The following is a 20,513-nucleotide window of genomic DNA, read 5'->3' as shown; positions in this document are numbered from 1 at the left end:
ACCGAAATTTAAATGTTTAAAAGCCCCAAAATAAAGCATATGAAGAAAAACTACTTTACCCCACAAAATACTACTCAAATTAAGTTATCTCTCTATCAAAGAGACTTATAGCTAATTACTAGTTAGAATACGTCAAAATGTAGATATCCAATTTATCTATTTAGCCCTTTAACACTTTTGAGATGCTTTTTTAAAAGCTAAAAGCATTGTTTACATCTGTTTTGTAAAAGCGTAAATGTCTATATAAAGTGTACAAAAACTAATCAGATTAATGACTATCGGCGATCTATTTCCCCTAGTAGAATACTATTGTTATCAAAGTAATATTCTGCAGTAGTGCTGTATAGTTCAAAAATTATAATTGCTGTAGATCCAGTGATTATAGATCATCCAGAGAGATCGATATGACTAATATTCATCTTTTCTGACCCCAAGTAAACACTAACTGACAAATGAAAGTAACACATTGTAAAAAACCGTCTCTAGGGACAGTAATATTAATATTACTGATCACCTCATTTAATTTATATGCACAAGATTGCCTTACTGTTGATAATATAGGAAAAGGAGATCATGATAATGACATGATCTGTGACCTGTATGATCTGGATGATGATAATGATGGTATTCTTGATGATGTAGAATGTGGGTTTGAGAAAACAATATTAAACGGAAGTTTTGAGGTAGATAAATTAGTTGCTCCCAGACGTTGGGGTCTTGTCAGGGATTCTAAAGTAGTAGGATGGCAAAGTTCTCTATCTAGTAGGTTAATCGAATTTTGGGGAAAAGATTTTCAAAGAATTGTTGCTCCTGATCAAGATATTATAATAGAATTAAATTCAACCAACCCATCAGCAGTTTATCAAAGATTAAATATCCAGCCTGGAGATCGTATTATCTGGTCGGTCTATCACAAAGGTAGACGAGGTGTTGACAAAGCTTCTGTACGAATAGGAACCAGTCTTGCAACAGCTCCTGTACAACAGATCATGACTACAGGAAGAAGTAACTGGAAACATTATGTAGGTTCATATACAGTTCCTGCAGGTCAAACCAATACGCTTTTTATACTAGAATCGGTATCTACAGACAGAAACCATAGAAGTATTGGTAACCTTGTCGACAATGTTCAGGTATTTTTAGTAAAAAAATGCCCTGATTTTGATTCAGATGGGATTCCAAATGATAAAGATCTTGATAGTGATAATGATGGGGTATATGACGTGGTAGAAGCAGGAGGTAGAGATGATAATGATGATGGTAAAGCAGATGATACCGACAATAATACCGATAATAGCACGACTTATGGTATACCTAGCTCTGCAAGAGATGGGATTACACCTATAGATATAGGCAATGATGGCACTCCGGATTTTCTTAATCTGGATAGCGATTCAGATGGGTGTAGCGACGCAGACGAAGCTTATAATGATCCCGATGCCGATGGTAATGATACCGGAGTTTATGGAGTTGATCCTGCTACAGTTTCTTCTGATGGATTAGTAACTACAGCTCCTTACACAGATCCCGTAGTTATAGATTATCCGGTACTAAAAGTAAAAAAGAGAATCCTGAATAGTAGTGGAAATGATATTACAGGAGGGGTTGTTGATTTGGGAGAACAGGTTTATTATGAACTTACAATAGAAAATCAAGGAGGAGAAGATATCATAGATGCAGTGATAAAGGATGAGATCCCAGACAATGTATCGTTTAGATCAGGAAGCTTTGAGGCCGATAGTGGGATTACCCCGTCATACAATGCTACCAAGAGAGAAGTTGAAATTATAATCGATAATACTGTTATAGAAAAAGATGACAGTCCTATACAAGTACGTTTCAAAATAGATATCCCTTCTAGTTGTATTGATCTTAGAGATGCGTGCTCTAATGAAATCAAAAATACTGCTTTTGTTACCTATACAGGGAAAGATTCTATGACTATAATACGAGATCAAGAAAGTATTTTAAGTCAGGATGCATGTCTTTTTGATGTAGAAGGAGCCTCTGTATTTACAATAGATGTGTCTCGTTGTGACAATAATTACGAAGCATTTATTTGTACTGGACCTGTAGATATTGCCGCTGGATCAGGCTTTAATTCTTATACTTGGACGAATCTTGATACCGGAGCCGTAATTGGACGTAGACAAAATATTACGATTAGCAATGGAGGTCGATATAAAGTAGATAAAGTTAGCACAACAGGATGTACTAATTTATCAGAAATCTGGACGGTAAAAGCATTTAATACAATACAAAACCCGGTGATTGCTATCGCAGAGTCGGCGGGAGTAAATGGCAATGTAAGAACTTGTCCGGTTACTGCAGAAAAATTTCCAGAATTATTTTTGTGTGGTAAAGATGATGAGATCTATCTTAACCCCCCGTTTGTAGGAGCAAATAGTATAACATGGGAGCGTTTGGATGCAACAGCATGTCCATCTGTACCAAGAGATGAAGATTGTCCTACAGTTGCTTCTGCATGTGATTCTGAATGGGTACAAGTAGCAAATGGATCTGATTTTACCATAAAAGAATCAGGAGAATATAGAATAAATGCCTCTTTTGATGGGGGATGTACGATTCCATTTTATTTTAATGTATATAAAAATAGCTTTGAACCTAATCTTGTTCTTATTCAGGATGTAGTCTGTACAGAAAAAGGGATCCTTAGTGTTCAAAATTCATCAAATCAATACGAATATCAGTTAGAAACTCCTTCAGGAAAAATACTTCCTGTTACAGGAGATGTAAATGATCCCGATAGTAATGGATATCAAGACTTGTCAGAGTTTTCCGGGTTAACAGAAAAAGGGAATTATAAAGTAAATGTTAGGCAAAAGAATGGATTACCAACGGCTTGTGTATTTACTGCAACCCGTTTGGTAAACACTCCGGATCCAACTGCTGTCATTACAGCAACAGCTCCAGAATGTCCAAGTGATACGGGAGAGGTACTAATCAACGTAGAAAATGGTGTGCTTAATTATACTTACACGGTTAGTAGTACAACCAATACCTTTACAGCAACCGAAGGGCCAACAACAGAAACCAACCATACGTTTACAGGATTAAATCCTGATACTTATACTGTAGAGGTATTATCTTATGATGGAAGTTGTGTAGATACTCAAAATGTAATAGTAAAAGAGTCACCTGCTTTTTCTGCAGTTGCAAGTCTGAAAAAAGATTTAAGCTGTAATGTAAATTATCAGCCGGACCCTCTTGTGACTTCTCCGGCTTTTGATCCAGATCAATTTACAGCCTTAGTAAAAGTAAACATAACAGGAGGAAGCGGTTCTTATCGTTTCAGTACAAGTAATACGATGACACCAGTACTGTCTCCGGAGGTTTCAACAACAGATGAGTTTCGCTTTACTAGTGCAGGAGTATATACCATTTTTGTAGAAGACCTTACAACAAAATGTATTATTCCGGCAGGATCAGTAACCGTAAGTACTTATGATCCCGTAAGCGTAAGCATGACACCAGTTACAGCCAAATGCCCGGGCAATGATGGATCACTTGTAGTAAACGTAACTTCTGGTAAGGGGCCATTTATCTATATTCTGGATAGTTCTACATTTACAGCAGCATTAAATGAAACAACACATACCTTTAATAATGTAAAACCAGGAAGCCACAATGTTTTGGTGATTGATCGTTTTGGATGTCAATCAAATGCAGCCAGTACTACTCTTGAAGCTCCCAAAGCCATTGAAGCAGATATAGCGATTACACAAGAATACCGTTGTGATGCGACCGGTAAACCTGAGCAAACTGCAACGATTAGTGTTACAAACCCCAAAAATGGTAATGGCTCTTATGAGTATAGTATTGATGGGGTGGATTTCTCTAATACAAGTGGAGTTTTCACAGGGCTTAAGGATGGCGTATATGCCGTATATATAAGAGATACAGATACTCATATTTGTCCGGTAAATCTTGGTTCTTTAACGGTGAATCCTTTACAGCAAGTGATTGATCTGGATTTCAACTTTTCTCAGGTAGAATGTCCTGCATTGACCTCTGATGTTACGATTACACCTACGGCTACCAATGCAGCTACAGCTTTTGAGTATAGGATCACAGCACCGGCGTTACAAGTAAAGCCATGGCAAACATCCAATATGTTCAAGAACCTACCGGCAGGAACCACTTATACTTTTGAAGCAAGAACAACAACAGATGGATGTATCTATACAGAAAATGTTGCCTTACAAAATATAGACATTATTGCTGTAAAACCTACCGTTACTAAGCGACCAACCTGTAATACAGATACAGATGGAATAATATCTTTTACAGTAACAGATATTGATTTTGCTACAACATCCTATGATTATGAGGTTTCCGGAGGTACAATTTCAGGAACAATAACAGGTAACGCAGTTACAGCCAGAACAACTCCTGTGAATGGGCTAGGAGCCGGGATGTATACAATTACGGTAACCGATACTACAACAAAATGCACTGCAACAGGCAATATTACAATTACAGAGCCAGGCGCTATTGCTATAGATAAGATAGATGTTAAACCTCTTACATGTATCAATGATGCGATAGTAACAGTTACAGCATCGGGAGGTAATGGCGGTATAGAATTCGAGCTTAAGGATGGTAGTAATACTACTGTTGCCGGACCACAAAAAAGTAACAAATTTACTATTGATAAAGCAGATACATATACCATTATCGCCAAAGACAATCAGAGCTGTAGTATTGATGATACTGTTATTATTACTACCCCTCCGGTACTATCGGCAACCATAGAAAATACATCAGACTTATGTTATGATACTACAGATCAATCACGATTGGATATTAGTGTTTCAGGAGGAAAAGCACCTTTTCATTATTCGGTAAATAAGGGCGCTCAACAATTGATAGCAGGAACTACATTTAGTATTGCTAATCTCTTGCCAGACACCTATGCTATCGTCATTACAGATGCTAATGGATGTGATGTTACGCTCAATAAAACAATAGCAAACACACTTTTAGCCAATGCAAAGTTGACAAAAAATTTAGATTGTACAGGCACCCCTAACGCAACTATAGATATTACAAATACAGGCGGTACAGGTCCTTTTATGATAGAAGTAAGTACTGATAATGGAGCAACATATACTTCGGTTTCAGGAGGATCACCTTTTTCAACAAATACCGCGGGAACGTATATTTTTAAAGTTAAAGACAACAATGATTGCGAAGCGATAACCAACAGAGTAGTAGTCGAACCGACAGAAATACCTGCATTATCTGCAACCAAGATCAATACTCCTACATGTGTAGGCAATGCAGATGGAAGCATAGAATTCACGATAGACCCATCACTGGGAACGCCTCCTTATAAGATTAATTTTAATGGAGCAGGTTTTAGTAATCAGACTTCATATGCAGGGCTAGCTGCCGGACCATACACTTATGTTATTCAAGATGCAAAAGAATGTAAAACGACTGTGCTTTCTGTAACAGTTCCGGATCCTGCACCTATCACTATAGGAAAATTAGATAAGAAAGATATTAGCTGTAATGAAGTAACAGGGGTAACCAAAGAAGGAGAGGTTACTCTCACAGGAGTTTCTGGTGGTACAGGAACTTATGATTATACGCTAGTTACGCTAGACGACAAGGTTGTGCCAGTAGCAGGTAACCCTACTTTGGCAACTACAGCAAGTACAATAACTTTTGATAACCTTGCTTTTGGAGATTATATCTTAAGAATTGTAGATAGTAATGGATGTAAAACTGAAGCAAACTTCAATATCGCTACCAAAGCAATATTTACGGTTACAGAATCTGCCCCTACAATTTCTTGTGTCGGAGGAGTAACTATAGATATTACAGTAACAGATGGTACAGGACCTTTTCAAATCAGAGAATACCCTAGCGGAACTTTTGGAAACTTAAATGGAACCACACTCCCCTCATCTGGAGATACGAATATTAGAACTCATCAGATTAGTGGTTTAGATTTTAATACTCCGTTTACCTATGAGATTTTGGATACGACTACAAATTGTACAGATATCAGAACTATAAAACCACAACCAAGCCCATCTTCGATCAGTATCGCGATTATAGAGACAGCATCTAGTTGTAATGCTGCAGATAATGGTAAGGTTTCTTATGAAATTACCGGGTATAGTGGTAACGAGCTTACCTATAGACTATACAGTATTGTAGATTTGAATACAGAAATCACCTCGGGATATACTTTTTCTAATGGAACAATACAATCCGGACCAACAGGAGCTGCTGCTACCGGAGAGATTACCAGTTTTGCTCCGGGGACATATCAATTAAGAGTATTTGAAACCGATGCAGGCCTGGCAGCACCTTGTAATACCGCTATGCAATTTACAATCACAGAGCCAGAACCAGTAAAACTTCAAAAAGTAAGTCAGAAAGATGGTTTCTGTACCAAAAACCCAGAAGTTATTGTAATTGCTACAGGAGGTAACGGCAACTTTACTTATACTGCAAACGATGGTCTTATGGATATAGCTTCTAATACCAATGGCATCTTCAATACATTACCACAAGGCACATATACAATTAGAGTAGAAGATCAAAAAATGTGTACAACGAGTACAGTTTCTGTAACATTAAATACTATTGCAGATCCGGTGATAAACCCAATTGCTTCGTATGATCAATGTATTTTTGGTAGTAGTTATACTTTTACGGCACATGCAACAGGAGCGGGTCAATTGGCATATAGTATAGATGGAGTTAGCTTTGTAGATGATGGTGCAAGTCATGATTTTACAGTGAATGCACCAGGTAATTATACAATATCTGTGAGAGATGTTAATGGTTGTATCACTACAGAAACCATGGTGATTTATGAAGACCTCATTGTAAATGCAGATTTTGATAACGAACCTACATGTACTACAGGTGATGATATTGTAGCAACTGTAGCCGGAGGATCGGATTATACAACCAACCCTACTAACTTTACATTTACATTATCTGGTACAGATATTAGTGGAAGCACCGTTAATCGTACTCAAACAGGAAATCATATTTTTACAGGAGTTCTCGCAGGAGATTACGAGTTAGAGGTAACCGATACAGGAGTTAACGCTTCAGGCTGTTCAGCTAAAACAAAAACAACAAGAGTCTATACAAACCCTGTACTTGTACTATCAGATACAGAAGATATATCTTGTGCTGCTGCAAACGATGGTTCTATCTTGGTAGCGTTGCAAAGTGGGACCGATACAGACCATCCATTTACATATCAGCTTTTTGATGCCATTACGAGTACTCAGGTGGGTAGCGATCAAACAGATAATCCGTTATTTAAGAATATTGCAGCAGGAGAGTATAATGTAACAGTAACTTCTGTTTTTGGATGTAAAAATACTCTGGGGCCTATAGAAATTAAAGCACCTGCAATTCTTAACGCAGTAGCAACCCCAACAGATTATAACTGTAATGCGAGTAATGCCGAAGTTTTACCTGATATTGTGGTAGACATCACAGGAGGAACAGCACCATATCAATTATCGTATACAGGAGCTGCATCGGGTACAGGTCTTGGAGTAACAGGAAGCCAGTATACCATAGATGCAAGTACACCAGGTAATTATACAATAACTGTAAAAGATAAAAACAACTGTACATTCACGCATGCTGTGATCATAATACCAGATCACCCTGATATGACAGCAACTAATGTAACTACGGTTACCCCTGCAAATTGCAATACCAATACAGAAACCGTAACTGTATCAGTAACAGGAGGGAAAGGACCTTTTAATTTTGTAGAAATGAGTAGCGCTGTAACAGCGCAAAATAATATTGCATCAGGCGGTACAATGACGACAAGCGGTCCATTCTCTTTACCAAAAGTAGGGAACTACGTGTTTGAGATATACGATCAGGGTACAGGATGTTCGATAATTACAGATACATATGCAGTAGTAGCTTATGATACAATCGAAGGTGTTATTGTAAACGGAAACAATGTTAGTTGTGCTAATGTTTTACCACCGGATGGTTCTATAGCGCTTATGGTAAGTGGGCATACAGGTAATTATAATTATAAAGTAAGAAACCTTACAACAGGTACTATGACAAACGGTACAGGCGATACTACAGTTAATAATCCGCTATTGATAACAGGACTAGAAGCCGGTAATCTTCAGGTTACCGTAGAGGATCCAACGACAGGTTGCGATGATGATACCAATATCTATACGATAAGCGCACCTGCCGCTATGGATGTGTCGATCAAATTAATTACTGCCGGGTATTGTAGCTCAGACAACGACGCTATTATAGAAACAGTAGTAACTGGTGGAGCAGGAGATTTTGAATATCGATTAGAAGATAGTTCAGGTACGCCAATAGCACCATATGCGACATATACAGACGATCCACTTTTTGAGAGCCTTAATCCGGCAACCGCAGGAACAACTTATCAAGTACGTGTTAAAGACAAAAACGGTTGTGAAGCTACAGAGCAAATTACGATAGTACCTCCCACAGAGATTACGATTCTGTCTGCTCCCGATAGTACTTTATCTTGCGTAGATAGTACCGATGGTGTGATTACAGTAAGAGCTTCTGGTGGTCAGGGAGCCGGGAACTATTCTTTTACCCTTACTTATCCTGATGGATCAAAAAGTACTGATGTAACCAGTGCAACCGATAGCTATTCTTTTACAGGGCTACCTAAAGGAGAATATATTGTAACCGTATTTGATAACCTTAATTGCGAAGACTCAAAAACGGTAACGATAACAACATTACCAGAGGTAACCAATACAGTAAGAACAATAGCAACACCTTCTTGTACAAACCCTACAGCAAAGATACAAGTAACCGGAGCAGGTGGTACACCACCATATCAATTTAGTACAGATGGTATTACTTATGTAACCGGATCAAATCCTTATACATTTACTGGTTTAACAGAAGGCGATTATGCATTTTATGTTAGAGATGATAATGGTTGTGTGTCAAAAGTATCTAATACAGTACCGGTTCGTCGTGTAGCAGATCTTGTGGTAACACCGGATTATGGTAATACAGAACTACTTTGTTTTGCTGATACAGAAGGTTCTATTAATGCTACAGTAACAGGTGGGTTAGGAGATTATATGTATATGTTACAAGGAACAGACTATCTAGGAAACAATATTTCTAGAGGACCACAGAATAGAAGTTTCTTTGGTAACCTGGCAGCAGGTACATATACATACAAAGTAACGAGCAAAGATTGTACGGCAAAAGATATCGTATTTGACATCAAGCAACCCACAGAGTTCAAAGGAAATGTTACTCCCAAGAATCCTACTTGTTTCTTCGAAGAAGATGGTAGTATTACTGTAAATGTATCAGGAGGTACAGCAGGAGGGTATATTTACTCATTAGTTAATAGTGCAGACGAAGCCTTATTCACTTTTATCAATGACAATATAGACGGAGTTGTAGGTCAACATGAGTTCAAGAATCTTGCTTCGGATACCTATAGAATAGAAGTTACAGATGCCAAAGGATGTTCTATATTCTTTAATGATATCAAAATAGAAGATCCTGCAATTATAGATGTACAGTTGATTTCTACCAAACCAGAATTTTGTGCTGGTGATAGCAATGGATCGGCTACCGTATCTATTACAAGTAGGAACCCATCAGGTAGTGTTGCAACTTCTTATTTGTGGAGTATTAATGGAGAAGGTTCTACATTTATTCCTGTTGCAGATCCTACTAACCTTGTGATTTCTGATTTGCCGGGCGGTGAGACAGAGTTATTGATCAAAGATGCCACTAACACTGATAACTGTCCAAAACGTTTTGTGATCAATATCCAACCGGGAATAGCGCTAGAAGGAGAGTTAACCTCTAGTGTAGAATGTCCTGAAAGAGATCAAGAAACGGGAGACGTTATAGCACCGGCAACCTATACAGTGCGTTTTGAAGTAAGTGAAGAAACAAGCAGAGAAGAAATTATCTATACATTAAAGGGAATTAATGGTACTCCGGATCCGGCCAATAATCAGAATATGAATGGCATTTTTACCGTTACTCACGGAGAGTATCAAGGATATATGATGAATGCCAGTGGTTGCGAGAGAGCTGTAGATACAATTACTGTTGAAGAATACATCCCATTATCAAAACCTGCGGTACAAACAACTAATAATACAAGTGACGTAAATGAGTATGAGATTTTAACAGAAGGCGGTACAGGAGAATATACCTATTTTGTAACCTTTATTAGTGGTGATGGAGTAGAACAGGAGCTAGAATCAAATATTTTCTTTATCCGTAATAGTGGCGAGTACAGCATACGGGTAGTAGATGCTACGGGATGTAGTGTAGAGAAGACACATAGACTCTCATATATTAATTTGATCATTCCAAACTATTTTACATTAGACTCTAATGGCGGAAGAGGTTGGTATCCTGATCAAACAGGTTATAATGAGGGCACACCATCCTTACTAGAAAAAATTGAAGTACAAATCTTCGATCGTTACGGTAGACTATTAGCAAATTACAAAGGAGATCAGCGTAATAATGGCTGGAAAGGGTTCCATCAGGGGAGAAGCCTACCCTCCGGAGACTATTGGTATATGATTGTGTTAAATGATAGGGATCAAAGAGAGTTTACAGGTCACTTTACCCTGTTTAGAAAATAAAATCACCCTTTATTTTTCATCTTTACAAAATGATGTATCCAGTGTTTTGCGCTGGATATATCATTTTTATAAAATAGGTAAAGCGTATTCATACTAGGCATCATGCTAAATTTGATTTAGCATCTCATTGTTAATACTAATACTAAAAATTTAAGACCCTGAATCAAGTTCAGGGTGACGAAATGGTTTTACATAGAAATTCGTACTTAATTTCCATACTAACATTCTCACATGCTTAAAAGGTCTTCGACAGGCTCAGACTGACATTGCGTTTACAGATACGTCATGCTGAGCTTGACTCAGCACCTCACCAGATTGGCATTTATATGGGTTTGGTTAGATAGTCGTGAGTAGTGAGTTAGAAATGTTACATTGAAGTTCATAACATTGAAAGCTTCACTTGTGAGACCCTGAATCAAGTTCAGGGAGACGAGGTGGTTTTACTTTACACTTCTTACTTCTTACTTCCTACTTCGTACTTTGTACTTAATACTCACACTTACGGTAAATAGATAACCTGTACGGGATCGCCAATATGTATCTCTTTTACATCATTTGGTAGATATATCAATGCATTTGCCAATGCAAAAGAACTAAGCATAGAAGAAGCCTGCCCATCTAATAAGGTAACCGTATCCCCTGTGACCAATGCTTTTAAAAACTCAGCCCGTTCTCCTTTTTTGGTATAAGCGCTATTGGTAGCAACCGTACTTCTTTGTAGTTGAGGTTGACTATATCCAGAGATTTTATGTAAAGCAGGTAATACATATACATAAAAACAACTTAAAGAAGACGCAGGATTACCCGGTAATGCAAATATGGTCGTGTTTTGTTTTTTAGCAAAATACAAAGGTTTGCCGGGTTTTTGTTTTACTTTATAAAAAACCTCTTCCACCTCTAGATTTCGCAAGGCCTTGCCTACAAAATCATAATCCCCTACTGATATTCCACCAGAGATGACTACCACATCATAATGAGTAATGGCTTGATCCAGAACGGAGAGGGTAGTCTCATATTCATCTTCGATTTTAAAAAAATCAACATGCGTAAACCCTGTCTTGGCAAGTGCTGTAGAAAGCATAATAGAATTGCTCTCGTAGATTTGCCCGTGTTGCAAGGGCTGTCCGGGAGCAATCAGCTCATTACCGGTTGCGATAATAGCGATAGAAGGTTTCTGATACACGGTTACCTCTATAACTCCCAGGGTAGCAAGATATCCCACTGCGGCGGCAGTGATCACAGTACCTTTTGGCAGAGCGACCTCACCTTTTTTGATCTGCTCCCCCATGGGGCGTATATTGGCATCTGGTTTTGCTTGCTCATGCAAAAGCAGCATGTTCTCCTTTTTTTCGGTTTTTTCTTGCATCATTACTGCTTTGGCACCTGTAGGCACGGGAGCACCGGTAAAAATACGTATCGCCTCACCGGCATGTAGTTCGGGATTGGCATTATCACCCGCTTTTACCTCGCCAATGAGCGTAAAATTTGTTTCTGCAACAGACCCCAGTGCGTACCCATCCATAGCCGATTGCCTAAAGGGTGGCATATGTATAGGTGATATTACATCCTCTGCCAGTGCACAGCCCAATGCTTGCGCGAGCGGAATGGTAGTATAGGTTTCAGTTTTGGTAAGATGATTGTCAACAAGCTGTAAAGCCTTTTCTACATGGATCATTTTTTTAGCGTATTTAAGTAGTATGGTGTTATAATTTTCTACCGACAGATATGCCAATAGGTAGTTTTTAAAACATCAAATAAAGATACTACTAAAAAACAGACGACCCAAGTAACATCATGCTGAACTTGATTCAGCATGATGTATAGTGTACGGAGTTTGAAGTTGAAACTTCAACATAAAAAGACAACACACGACATATTAAACAAAGTAACTATTTTTTGTCAAACTGAGCTTGTCGAAGTTTTTAGTTCCACTCTATTCAAAACGTCTTCGACAAGCTCAGACTGACAGCACGTTTACCAATACGTCTTCGACAGGCTCTGACTGACATTGCGTTTTATACTTAAATTCCTGCTCCATACTTCGTACTTCTACTTTCGTACTTTTTACTCCATACTCAGTACTCATCTACTCAAAAACTCACATACTCATAAAGTCTTCGACAAGCTCAGACTGACAACACGTTTATCGATACGTCGTGTTGGACTTGATTCAGCATCTCACTGGTAACGATAGAATCAAATAAGACCCTGAATCGAGTTCAGGGTGACGTAGCGGTTTTACCCCAAACTTCGTACTTTTTACTCAATACTCAATACTCAATACTCATCTACTCAAAAACTCACATACTCATAAAGTCTTCGACAAGCTCAGACTGACAGCACGTTTATCGATACGTCGTGTTGAACTTGATTCAGCATCTCACGGGTAGCGATAGAATCAAATGAGACCCTGAATCGAGTTCAGGGAGACGAATTAGCAGCACTTAGACTTCGTACTTCTTACTCAATACTCCACACTCACAACTCACCTACTCATTCACTCAAAAACTCAAAGCGCAGCGCCCTAAAATCTACAATGACACAATCGTTGTAATCTTAAGCGAAGGATTGATCTGTGATATAATCGTAATGCTCCGATCATCTTTTTGGATCACTTTGGTATCAGGAATCTCTACCATCTCGGTTTCTGTTGGGATCTGGTATGTTTGTTTCATGGGCATGGATTTTTGACGTGTGGTTTCTGTTTTGGTATATTTTTCTGTGTTTAGGTACACAGATAGCGGCCTGGGTTTAAAATCGATAAGCCAGCTGATCAGCTCTAGATTAGCAGGGGTTGTAGATTTGGTTTCCCCTTTTAGGAAATTAATGATAGGTTTAAATTTGTCCCCTTTCATACGTTCGATAGCATACGATTTGTTTTCGCCCTCTTTAAATTTAAAGAATCGATTCAAAATACCCTCGTCATACTTTTCTTTTCTTCGTGGCAACAGCCAGAGGCAAGCCTCTTTAATTTGTCTACGAGTAGGTTCAAAAAGATAGTTACTCATCTCTCCACCTCTTTCCCTTTGATACTGTTCAAGAATTTCATTCTTGTACGTCATACTTGTTTTTCTGCTCATAGTTTTCTCAGATTTTTCAGGAATCTTCAGGACTTTTCAGGAATTTCTGGAATCCTTAGACTCCCTTACTTATAAAGGTCTAGACTCTTTATAAATTCACATTAACAATTAGTTCCGGTTACACATTGCTAACATAGTAAATGTATACACCCAGTTTTTACGGAAATCCGTAAACCGGTAGGCAAAACCAAGCGGAAAGTAGTGGCGCCTGCGGTTACAGATTTTCACTTTCCAAAAAAAAATGTGGAGTACTCCCACTAGTATTTGGGATTGCCAATGGCCAAAAAAAATACCCGTATGCAGATTCGGGTGGCAATCCCCTAATGTATAATCTTAAAACAGCAAAAAATTATGAAAATCCAAAAGCTAATACTACCCGTAATCATTATAACCTTATCACTTACCGCATGTACCACAGATAGCATTACTGATGAAGAAGACATCTCGATTGAAGAAGTGGCTACAACAGGAATGGATGGAAGTGTAAGTGATGAAGATTCGAATGGATAGTTATTGTTAATAGTAATTGAATACAATAATATAAGTAGTTTTATAGACACCAAATATAAATTAGTATTTTAGAGGGATGAAACTTTGGCGTGGCAATCCCTCTTTTTTTGATCTATTGAGGGTCTCATTTTTATGGTCTCTACTCATGGCTTTTCCTCAAGGAAAAGCACAGGAAATATCTTATCAACAACAATTAGATAGTGTTTTGTATCATTATCAGTTAAGTAGAGAGGATTCGTTATCGATTCCTAAACGGTTACAATATGTTTCTATCTCAATAAACAAAGCAGAAATATTGCAACAAGATTCTTTGATCTATAAAGGGTTAATGAATAAAACCTGGCTGTTCGGGAAAATACAGGAATATGACAGTGCAATATTCTATAGTAATCAATTGTATGATTTTGCTAAAAGGAATGGTGATACTTTGTTTATGATAAAGGCTATTAAAAAACTGGCATTTTACAATAGTAGAAATGATCAACTTGCTACAGCTTTCTCATATTATAACAAAGTATTTAAAATGGCAAGGCTTCATAAAGATAGTGTGGAGGCAGGGAAAAATCTTTTATATATGGCTAATATTCAAACAGCTTTGGGAGATTATTCAGGAAGTAAAACAACGGCTATAGATGGCGTCAAATATATGACCAATACTTTAGATTTACGTTGCCTATCCGGGCTCTATCATATTATTTCTGTTGCTAATCGTGAGCAAAAAAATTATAAGGAAGCACTTAAATATAATACCCTAGCGATAGCCTTAGGAAAAGACAGTACCGCAATCAATACTATAGGAGTAAAGAATATTTTAATTTTTAAAAATACCAAAGCTATAATTTTAGCGAAGCAACAGAACTATAAAGAAGCTGTGTCTATTTTGAGAAAACTTTCTTCTGATTCTATTGTACAGCAAGATCAAAGAGAGTATGCCAGAATTATAGGGAATCTTGGATATGTAGAATGGTTAGCAAATGAAGACAATCAAAACACAGAAGCATTACTTTTAAAAGCATTACGAGTTCGAAAGAAAATTAAAGATGTTGAAGGTTTAATCGCCAGTAATATCTATCTTACCAAATATTATTTGGATATCGATAAAGAAAAAGCTCTAACCTATGCCGAAGCTGCCTATCAAAATGCACAAAAAATCAAGAGTCTAACGTCTATATTAGAAGCACTAGGTTTTATTTTTGAGGTAAAAGAAAATACTAATGCCGAAGCAAAAGTATTTAACCAAGTACATCAAGAATTACAAGAGCTTAACCAAAGCAACCGAGAGATTTATGCGGTAACCCGCTACGAAAATGATAAACTCACCAACGAGAACCTGATCCTAAAAGCCGAAACCGCACGCAAAGAGCGCCAACAGGTGTTGTATATTTTTGGGGCAGTACTGTTGTTTATCGCAGGGGGATTTGTGATCTATCGTTTTCGACAACAATACAAACGCGAAAAAATACGAGAGGTCTATAATGCCGAGACCCGGATTTCAAAGAAAATACACGATGAACTAGCAAACGATGTGTATCACGTGATGACCCGGATTCAGCACGACGTACAGGATGTAGACGAAGATGTGCTAGACAAACTAGAGGACATCTATAGCAGAACCCGTGATATCTCTAGAGAAAATAGTGGTTTTACTACTGGGAATGCCTATCAGCAAGAGCTGGAAAATATGTTGAACAGCTATGGCTCTGCCCAGACCCGTATCATGAGCAAAGATATAGATCAGGTCAATTGGGCAGCGATAGCCCCCGAAAAAAAGGTGGTGGTACATCGTATTTTGCAAGAGCTTATGATCAATATGAAAAAACACAGCCATGCCAATATTGTGGTGATTACCTTTGCCAAAAACAAAAAAAATATAAAAATTACCTATGCCGATAACGGCGTGGGCATCGCAAAAAACAGGAAAATACACAACAGCGGACTTAGGAATGCGGAAAACCGTATAAAATCTATTAAAGGAACATTTATCTTTGACTCTGACAAAGACAAAGGCTTTAAAGCCAAAATACAGTTTCCAAATTAATAAAAGACAACCTCTATGTTCAAAAAAGTTTTAGTTACAGAAGACCTGGGTAGCATAAGCCATGGCATTGCACAGATGCTATATGAGAGAACAGGGATAGACGAGATACAGCAGGCGCACTATTGTGACGAAGCGTTTTTAAGATTTAGACGTGCGATTAAGGATCATGAACCTTTTGATCTGTTGATCACCGATCTTTCGTTCAAAGAGAGCCATAGGGAGCGTAAACTCACCTCGGGCATGGAGTTAATAAAAGCCATACAAGAGATACAACCCGATATCAAAGTCATCGTATATTCGATGGAGGACCGCCCCGGCAAAGTCAAAACCTTGTTAGAAGAATATGGGGTGAGTGGTTATGTGTGCAAAGGGAGATATGGGCTTAGCGAATTGATGCAATCGATCACAGAGGTTTATAACGACTTTACCTACGTATCGCCACGCATGCAGGATGCTATGGATAAAAATAATGTATTTGAGCTCAAGGATTATGATATCATGCTGTTGACACATCTATCCAAAGGGCTTACACAAGAACAAATCCGAGATTATTTTAAGCAACATCAAATTTCGCCCTGTAGCATTAGCTCCATAGAAAAACGCCTGAATAAGTTAAAATATAATTTTAAAGCCAAAAATGCGATTCACCTTGTCGCCATGACCAAAGATTTGGGGTTGTTGTAGTATTGGGTTAATAAACCCCTCTTTCTTACAGGTTGCTTATCGCAATCTGTAATTCATTCTCCCCTTTTTACTAAAAGGGAGAGCTTCTTGAGAAGAAGATACAAGCAGTACATACAAAATATAAGAACTACATACAAGAGATTCCTCCCTTATAGAAAGTGAGGTGGCTTTACATTTGTAAAGACTGAGGGTTAAATCCCTAGAAAACACAGAAGAAAAACATAATATAGGCTCAGGTCCTAATGAAAAAAAGAAAAATCCACTCTAGAAAAGAACTTCAAGCACTACGCAAGGAACTACGTAACCGATTGACACCTGCAGAAGCAACTTTGTGGAAACATCTTAAATCTAAACAATTACAAGGAAGGCGTTTTCAAAGACAACACAGTATCGAACGCTATATAGTCGACTTTTACTGTGCTTCAGAAAAGTTGATTATAGAATTGGATGGTCAGGGACACTATACTCCACAGGGGATGAAAAAAGATGCCATTAGAACCGAAAGGTTACAAGTATTAGGTTTTACCGTAATCCGTTTTGAAAATAAAATGGTTTTTGATCAACTCCCGTTAGTTCTCGCCACGATACAAGATCATTTTAAAACAGGTGTATAATAACACTGCTACATACAACATATAAGAAATATATCTATAAAGAGCTCCTCCCTTATACAAAGGGAGGTGGCTTTGCAAAAGCAAAGCCGGAGGGTTAAAAAATCCCACCCTTACGGAAACCCATAAAAAAGCAATGCCGATAACCAATATCTTTGGGGTATTAGAAAAATAGTAGGTCGATCGGATCAGTACATATAGTGAGATCGCTATACAAACAACCCTGCAATTGCAAAACTTTGGCGAGCCAACAAAAGCAGGGTCTGAATAACGATTGATCTACTATTAAATCAACCATTATAACCATGGTATTGTACGAAGTAAGGGATACGGTAAACAAACACAACCAGAACGCTTTACTTCTAATAAAGATGAAAGTAATTATATATACATAGACAAGATAGTATCATATTCCAAGGGTACAATATAATAAGAAGCTTTTATATATTTATGGTTTCCCATAATATTTTAGTCAACGCCCAGTGCTATCGCCCATAGCGATAGATTCTACATATACCAAAAGGATACCAGTACAAGCAACACAGATCTCGTTTATTTTAGTACTTTAGAGGGCATGAATAGCGGGGGTACATACATACGGATCTGGCTTTTTTTAGGGATGGTACTGCTCAACCCTTTTACAACACTATATAGCCAAAAGACGACATCACCTACACCAGAACAACTTGATAGTCTATATCATTATTATGATCTTAGTAAAGCAGATTCCCTTACCTTGCCTAAAAGATTGTCTTATGTAACACAATCACTAGCATTAGCCAAAAAGTGGAAGCACGATTCTATATGGTACAATAGTTTAATGCAAAAAACATTTTTATTTGGGAAACAAAAACAATACGATAGTGCGATTGCGTATACCCAACAGCTATATGATCTTGCTAAAGCAAATCGAGATACGCTATACCTTAAAAAAGCATTAAAAAAATTAGGTCTTTATTATAAAAGAAAGAATCAATTAAAAGAAGCATTTCAATATTATAATGAAAGTTTTAAAATTGCTAGACTGAACAATGATAGTATATGGGCTGGTAATAACTTACTCTATATGGCAAATATTCAAAATTCACTAGGGGATTATTCTGGGTGCAAAGTAACGGCAACAGAAGGGTTACAGTTTGTGGAAAAAACTTCTGATCTAAGATGTATTGCCGGTTTATATCATATCTGTTTCAAATCTTGAACAAAAAAAATATAAAGAAGCCCTTACGTATAATGAAAAAGCTATAAACTTAGGAACAGATAGCGTGTCGATACAGCAAATAGAAGCAATAAATATTTTGATTTTTAAAAATACGAGAGGACTTATTTTAGCAGGTCATGGGTATTATGATCAGTCTATTTTATTATTTAAAAGTTTATTGGCTAACCCTACATTACTGCAGAATGAGATGGAATATGCTCGAGTGTTAGGAAACTTAGGCTATGCGCAATGGTTACAAAATAAAAATAATATGGATGCTGAAAAATCACTTTTTAAAGCCTTAAAGATAAGACAAGGTATAGAAGATTTTCGTGGTCTAATTGCCAATAATATCTATTTAACCAAATATTATTTGGATAAGGATACAACCAAAGCCTTACAGCATGCAGAAGCGGCATATCATAATGCCAAAAAAAGGAACAGTCAAAAAGCTATATTAGAGGCACTAGGCTTTGTATTTCAGTTAAAAAAAGATGTACAACAAGAAGCACAAGTGTTTCATCGAATATATCTAGAGCTACAAGAGATCAACCATAGCAATCGGGAGATTTATGCCGTAACCCAGTATGAAAATGACAAGCTTATCCAACAAAATACGGTATTGCAAACTGCCAAAGCGAAAACCCAAACCTGGGCATTGGGTATTATTACTATACCCAGCGTGTATACAAAAGACGATTTCTACAATTGGTCAGCACTCGTGACAGCACAACAACTACACAAAAAACAACCAAAACACATCAAGTCGGGATAAGCGGGATCAATCCCGAGACGTTGCAGCAATTACTGGTACAGCTACAGCAATTTGAGGAGCAACACCTCTATTTACAACCCAATATCAATGTAAAAGACCTAGCCAAAAGTTTTGGGTCAAATAGTAGTTATTTGTCCAAAGTGGTCAATACCTACAAGCAAAAGAGTATGAGTCAATATATCAATGATTTGCGGATCGATTATGCAATCACAACCCTACAAACCGATGCTACCTTTAGAAAATACACGATCAAGGCCATTGCTAAAGAAATAGGGTTTAATACTCCGGAGGCGTTTGCCAAAAAGTTCTATAAACGAACAGGCATCTATCCTTCGTATTTTGTTAAAAATCTAGATCAGTCGTAGTTTGTGAGTTTGTGAGTGCACTTCGCTTTGAGTGTTGAGTATGTGAGTGTGCTTCGTCATGCTGAGCTTGACTCAGCATCTCACAAGTGACTCCCTTACCAATTTGAGACCCTGAATCAAGTTCAGGGTGATGGCCTGTATTATCCGTTGTTTATAGGTTTTGTATAAAAAAAGTCTTCGACAGGCTAATCCAAATCATTTATTTTTAATCATAATAAACTGATTATTAAATACTTAAAAATATTACAAATTTTTAAGGTTAAACATAGATTAAATATATTCTCTAAAATCTATACTTAATCTTATCCTTGGATACCTTACTAAAAAACAATTCAACTAATACATTTAAACAAATTCTAAAACAAAATACCCACATAAAGTACTAATATTGATAACGCTATAGTTTTCAAACTGTTTGCTTTTTACTGGTAAAGCAAACCTTGGTTGTTTGCAACATAAAAAGAAGAATATTTGTGAATTGAATAACAAAAATCTTTCGAACAAAAAATCTTATGAAAATGAATATTTTGAACTTGAGAAATATTATTGATTCATAAAAACACACATATATTTAAGTCATTA

At 37.3% G+C, this 20,513-nt stretch carries 10 protein-coding genes; 8 read left to right on the top strand and 2 right to left on the bottom strand.

What is annotated here, in order from left to right:
• Positions 1–452 precede the first annotated feature (452 nt).
• Complete coding sequence (locus FHK87_RS07645) at positions 453–10,667, top strand: T9SS type B sorting domain-containing protein (RefSeq protein WP_140592088.1); 10,215 nt, start codon at positions 453–455, stop codon at positions 10,665–10,667.
• 499 nt (positions 10,668–11,166) lie between these two features.
• On the opposite strand, the gene FHK87_RS07640 is transcribed toward FHK87_RS07645, so the two are convergent.
• Together FHK87_RS07640 and FHK87_RS07635 are read right to left on the bottom strand one after the other, a co-directional pair.
• Positions 11,167–12,342: a molybdopterin molybdotransferase MoeA gene (locus FHK87_RS07640; protein ID WP_140592087.1), complete on the bottom strand. Its 1,176-nt coding sequence runs from the start codon at positions 12,340–12,342 to the stop codon at positions 11,167–11,169.
• 856 nt (positions 12,343–13,198) lie between these two features.
• Positions 13,199–13,747, bottom strand: coding sequence for a hypothetical protein (locus FHK87_RS07635; RefSeq protein ID WP_140592086.1), 549 nt, complete (start codon positions 13,745–13,747; stop codon positions 13,199–13,201).
• A gap of 351 nt (positions 13,748–14,098) precedes the next feature.
• Here FHK87_RS07635 and FHK87_RS26135 point away from each other — a divergent pair, with 351 nt between their 5' ends.
• From FHK87_RS26135 to FHK87_RS07610, 7 genes are all read left to right on the top strand, one after another.
• Positions 14,099–14,257, top strand: coding sequence for a hypothetical protein (locus FHK87_RS26135; protein ID WP_226294143.1), 159 nt, complete (start codon positions 14,099–14,101; stop codon positions 14,255–14,257).
• Positions 14,258–14,402: 145 nt separating this feature from the next.
• On the top strand, positions 14,403–16,295 hold the full coding sequence (locus FHK87_RS07630; RefSeq protein ID WP_226294142.1) for a tetratricopeptide repeat-containing sensor histidine kinase: 1,893 nt from the start codon (positions 14,403–14,405) through the stop codon (positions 16,293–16,295).
• A gap of 15 nt (positions 16,296–16,310) precedes the next feature.
• The gene (locus FHK87_RS07625; RefSeq protein WP_140592084.1) at positions 16,311–16,979 is read left to right on the top strand and encodes a response regulator; all 669 of its coding nucleotides are present in this window, start codon (positions 16,311–16,313) and stop codon (positions 16,977–16,979) included.
• A 242-nt stretch (positions 16,980–17,221) separates the two neighbouring features.
• Positions 17,222–17,593, top strand: a complete 372-nt coding sequence (locus FHK87_RS07620) for an endonuclease domain-containing protein (protein WP_140592083.1) — start codon at positions 17,222–17,224, stop codon at positions 17,591–17,593.
• A 571-nt stretch (positions 17,594–18,164) separates the two neighbouring features.
• A complete protein-coding gene (locus FHK87_RS07615) occupies positions 18,165–18,791 on the top strand; it encodes a tetratricopeptide repeat protein (protein WP_140592082.1) in 627 nt (208 codons plus the stop codon).
• Complete coding sequence (locus FHK87_RS26130) at positions 18,757–19,566, top strand: hypothetical protein (protein WP_226294141.1); 810 nt, start codon at positions 18,757–18,759, stop codon at positions 19,564–19,566. The genes FHK87_RS07615 and FHK87_RS26130 overlap by 35 nt, the downstream gene beginning before the upstream one ends.
• Entirely contained in the window at positions 19,500–19,931 is a 432-nt protein-coding gene (locus FHK87_RS07610; RefSeq protein WP_226294140.1) for a helix-turn-helix domain-containing protein, read from the top strand. Before FHK87_RS26130 ends, FHK87_RS07610 begins: the two co-directional genes overlap by 67 nt.
• Positions 19,932–20,513 lie beyond the last annotated feature (582 nt).

It is taken from the genome of Aquimarina algicola, from assembly GCF_006443095.1.
In the GTDB taxonomy this organism is placed as follows: Bacteria; Bacteroidota; Bacteroidia; order Flavobacteriales; family Flavobacteriaceae; genus Aquimarina; species Aquimarina algicola.
The sequence above is the reverse complement of the archived record's forward strand: the minus strand, read 5'-3'. Positions and strand labels throughout refer to the sequence as shown.

What these genes read in the sequence shown, in the direction of transcription:
- FHK87_RS07645 (WP_140592088.1), top strand. Translation starts at nt 453, where the DNA reads ATGAAAGTAACACATTGTAAAAAACCGTCTCTAGGGACAGTAATATTA.
- FHK87_RS07640 (WP_140592087.1), bottom strand. Translation starts at nt 12,342, where the DNA reads ATGATCCATGTAGAAAAGGCTTTACAGCTTGTTGACAATCATCTTACC.
- FHK87_RS07635 (WP_140592086.1), bottom strand. Translation starts at nt 13,747, where the DNA reads ATGAGCAGAAAAACAAGTATGACGTACAAGAATGAAATTCTTGAACAG.
- FHK87_RS26135 (WP_226294143.1), top strand. Translation starts at nt 14,099, where the DNA reads ATGAAAATCCAAAAGCTAATACTACCCGTAATCATTATAACCTTATCA.
- FHK87_RS07630 (WP_226294142.1), top strand. Translation starts at nt 14,403, where the DNA reads ATGGCTTTTCCTCAAGGAAAAGCACAGGAAATATCTTATCAACAACAA.
- FHK87_RS07625 (WP_140592084.1), top strand. Translation starts at nt 16,311, where the DNA reads ATGTTCAAAAAAGTTTTAGTTACAGAAGACCTGGGTAGCATAAGCCAT.
- FHK87_RS07620 (WP_140592083.1), top strand. Translation starts at nt 17,222, where the DNA reads ATGAAAAAAAGAAAAATCCACTCTAGAAAAGAACTTCAAGCACTACGC.
- FHK87_RS07615 (WP_140592082.1), top strand. Translation starts at nt 18,165, where the DNA reads ATGAATAGCGGGGGTACATACATACGGATCTGGCTTTTTTTAGGGATG.